Below are 4,209 nucleotides of genomic sequence, written 5' to 3' on the forward strand. Positions count from 1 at the left end.
TGTCTTTGATGCCAGTGATGTTCAAGTGGCTTCTTCTACCAACAGTGGAACTGGCTCCGAGACCATCGACTACGCCGCCTCGGCAGGGACCTATTTCGCGCAAGTCACACAGTTTTCTGGGAGTCCGATCTCCTATGACTTAGACTTAGCTGCAACCTACGATATTGGGACCGTGGGTGCATCACCTGTTTCTCTCGATAACTATACTGTGGGTACCTTTGACCCAACGGATACGTTTGAGTTTGATATTACGGGAAATCGTCAAATTGGTCTTTCTCTCCATGGCATGAACGGTGGCGATGCCGACCTACGCCTCTATAGCGATAGCAACAACAATGGTGTCTTTGATGCCAGTGATGTGCAGGTGGCTTCTTCTACCAACAGTGGAACTGGCTCCGAGACCATCGACTACGCCGCCTCGGCAGGGACCTATTTCGCACAAGTCACACAGTTTTCTGGGAGTCCGATCTCCTATGACTTAGACTTAGCTGCAACCTACGATATTGGGACCGTGGGTGCATCACCTGTTTCTCTCGATAACTATACTGTGAGTACCTTTGACCCAACGGATACGTTTGAGTTTGATATTACCGGGAGTCGTACCATTAATCTGAACTTGCACAATATCAGCGCGGGGGATGATGCCGATTTGCGCCTCTTCCGCGACAGCAACAACAATGGTGTCTTTGATGCCAGTGATGTTCAAGTGGCGAGCTCCTTGCAAAGTGGCAATAGCGGCGACACTATTAGCTACAGGGCTAGCTCAGGGACGTATTTTGCTCAGGTTGAGCAATATGCCTTGGGCAGCAGTGGTGCTGTCTCCTACGATTTGGATTTGTCGGCCACGGTTGGGCGGGCTAGTAACTTGCTAGGTGCAGATGTCCAACTGGGCAATCTATCAGGTGATCAGGTTCTGACTGGTGGTGTTAGTAACCAAAATACTACCGATACCTATGCCTTTTCTTTAGGGTTGTTTGAAGGTGTGAATATCCGTCTAAATGGTCTCAGTAATAATGCTGACATTCGTTTGATTCAAGATAGCAATGGCAACAACATTGTTGATTCGGGTGAAGTGCTCGGTAGTTCTGTTCGTTCAGGCAATGCTTCAGAGTTGATCTCTGGCATAGACTTATCAGGAGACTATTTACTTCAAGTCTATCAATCTAGTGGTAGCACACCTTACACATTAACGATGGATCATTACAACACGACGTTTGCCTAAGATTGGATAGCCTCATGATTGGGTTGATGTCTTGATGCCCATTGCATAGAACGTAACCGGTCTAAACCTTTGTCAATAATCCTGGAGCTTTTGCTCTAGGATTATTGCTTGTTAATAGTATGGCGACGGCTATGAGTTTCTGAATCAGGGGATGGAAAAAGGTTTGGCGAAGATTGATCGATAGAAGATAGAGAGCGAGAGTAGAGTAAGCGTAAGAAGAACTGCCCCAATAAGATTGGCTTTCTGAAAGATTTAATATAAAAATATTTGAGGTCGCACATTTAAGAGTTTTTGTAGGGGCGGTTTTAATCGCCCCTACCATTATTTACGGAACGGAGAGGAGCCATGCTTGAGTAGGGCCAGAATTCTAGAGCTTACGTAGCTGGACTTGGTCGGACTTGCCGTGACTTCTAGTCGCTCGATAAAAATCTATTTTGGAAAAAACTATCCGTCAAAACTTATCATTCATAAGCTCATGGGCAAGTTTCTGGCATTTTTCGGCAAGGTCCTTTACTGAATTAGCCAAGAGAGTCTGCACGAAATGGGAGTGATTAAAAAATCTTCTCAGCCTATTTTGTAAATAGTTCATTCAAGACCTGGGTGGCACAACCAGTCTTTTTCACGGGCAATATGCAAAGGGGAAATTTATGAGCCGTTATGACCTCGGTATTTTAAGTAGTCGTCCTGTTAGCCGTAATGGTTACAGTGTTACTGCGTTTGATTCCACAGATGTTTTCGAATTCGATATTACGGGTAATCGTGTTATCGGACTTTATCTGCATGGCATCACATCTGGAGATGGTGCCGATCTGCGGCTCTTTCGCGATAGCAATCATAGTGGCATTCTTGATTCGGGAGATCAGCAAGTTGCAAGTTCTCGTCGCAGCGGTAATGCCAACGATGTAATTGATTATAGTGCCATCCCTGGCACATACTTTGCCCAGGTAGAAAGGTATGCACCTGGCAGTAATGATTCTGTTTTTTACAATTTAGATCTATCTGCTGTCTATAATATAGGTTCTCTAAACAGCGTGCCTACAAGTCAAGATCGCTACAAATTAGGCCTTTCAGACCCCACTGATGTATTTGAGTTTAATCTTTCCAATGATCGGAACATCAACCTTTTCTTACATAATATTAGTTTAGGCGATGACGCTGACCTGAGTTTGTACCGCGATAGCAATGGTAATGGTATTTTTGATGCGGATGATCAAAACGTCGCTACTTCTCGTCGCGGTGGTAACGCTGATGATGTGATTGACTATTTTGCTACGGCTGGCACATACTTTGCACAAGTAGAGCGCTATGCACCAGGTAGTCAGGGTTCAGTTTCCTACGATCTTGACCTCTCAGCTGTCTATAACGTAGGAACGCTTGACAACACACCTATTAAATACAATCAATATAATCTCAGTGCCTCAGACCCGACAGATGTGTTTGAGTTTAACCTCTCCAATAGCCGTAATCTCAATCTTTCTTTACACAATATTAGTCAGGGAGATGATGCCGACCTGGATCTTTTTTGGGATAACAATAACAATGGTATCTTTGACTCAAACGATCAACTAGTTGCAAGCTCCCGTCGCGGTGATAATGCCGATGATGTTATCAACTACAACGCTACGGCAGGTAACTATTTTGTCCAAGTAGAGAGATACGCACCCACTAGCCAGGAAACGGTGTCCTATGATTTGGATATTGTAGCAGGCACGACGCTTCCTGTACCTCCTTCCACAGCACCAACAACCTATCGCCCCTTTGATGCAAATCAGGTATTTTCTCTTAACAGTAATACAGGGGCAGATCATACTATTTATCTAGATTTTGACGGCCATGTCACCACGGGCACCCTTTGGAATCAGAACTATGGCGATCGCATTCAGACGGATGCTTACGATACAGATGGCGATACCTCTAATTTTTCAACATCTGAACGAGAAAGTATTTGGCGCATCTGGCAACGGGTTGCCGAAGACTTTAGCCCCTTTGATGTCAATGTTACCACTGCGCTACCCTCTACTCAGCAGCTAACTCGCAATCCAGGAAATGATACTCAATGGGGCATTCGGGTTGCCATTGGAGGCAGTGCTTCTGACTGGTATGGTAGCTCGGCAGGTGGAGTAGCCTATCTGAATACCTTTAATTCCAGTGTTGATACACCTACCTTTGCGTTTTCAGAGACTTTAGGAACTGAGAAAAACGTTGCTGAAGCGATTAGCCATGAAGTGGGCCACACACTAGGTTTAAGCCATGACGGTGATGCAACTAATGACTATTATCGCGGCCATGGCAGTGGTGCGACTGGTTGGGCACCGATCATGGGTGTTGGCTATAGTCAAGAACTGACCCAATGGAGCCGAGGTGAGTATCGAAATGCTGGCAACCCGCAAGATGACTTGGATATTATCACCGGCCAAAATGGATTTGGCTATCGTACCGATGACCATGGTGATCAATTAACTGACGCTTCTGCCTTAGCCGTTAACGGCGCTGGTGTGGCAACCTATGGCATTATTGAGACCAATACAGACACTGACTGGTTCTCATTTGCAACTACATCTGGTAATATCTCACTCGATATTAATCCCTTCGAGCGTGGTGCCAATTTAGACATTTTGGCAGAGCTCTATGATGCCTCTGGCCAATTAGTAATAGGATCTAATCCAACCAATTCACTATCGGCTAGCTTTAATACCACCCTGTCTGCAGGACAATATTACCTCAGTGTTACGGGTACAGGACAAGGTGATTTACTCACTGGGTACAGTGATTATGGCAGCTTAGGTCAATATTCTATTACGGGTGCAGTAGCTTAATTATCAACAGATTGATTAAAAGAGAGAAATCCTGTACTGGACAGTAGACATTATAGGAAATAGTGAGGAGTTGTAATCCAAAGTCTTTATCTTCTGATTGTGGTTATCTGCTATCGCTTAACCACGTAGCGCTAGGCGAAAGTTGTGAAGCCCACAGGCCGTTTCCATCAC

General features: G+C 45.0%; 2 protein-coding genes. Both read left to right on the forward strand.

The features are described 5' to 3' along the window. Positions 1 to 1,222: pre-peptidase C-terminal domain-containing protein (locus tag VB741_RS10115; protein WP_323365049.1), on the forward strand; the 1,222-nt coding region annotated here is incomplete at its 5' end. A 647-nt stretch (positions 1,223 to 1,869) separates the two neighbouring features. Then, positions 1,870 to 4,038: a pre-peptidase C-terminal domain-containing protein gene (locus VB741_RS10120; RefSeq protein WP_323365050.1), complete on the forward strand. Its 2,169-nt coding sequence runs from the start codon at positions 1,870 to 1,872 to the stop codon at positions 4,036 to 4,038. The last annotated feature ends 171 nt before the right edge of the window (positions 4,039 to 4,209 follow it).

Source organism: Leptothoe sp. PORK10 BA2, assembly GCF_034932105.1.
Taxonomy (GTDB): domain Bacteria; phylum Cyanobacteriota; class Cyanobacteriia; order Phormidesmidales; family Phormidesmidaceae; genus Leptothoe.

Excerpts from the sequence above, each read along its gene's own strand:
- VB741_RS10120 (WP_323365050.1), top strand. The coding sequence starts at position 1,870 with ATGAGCCGTTATGACCTCGGTATTTTAAGTAGTCGTCCTGTTAGCCGT.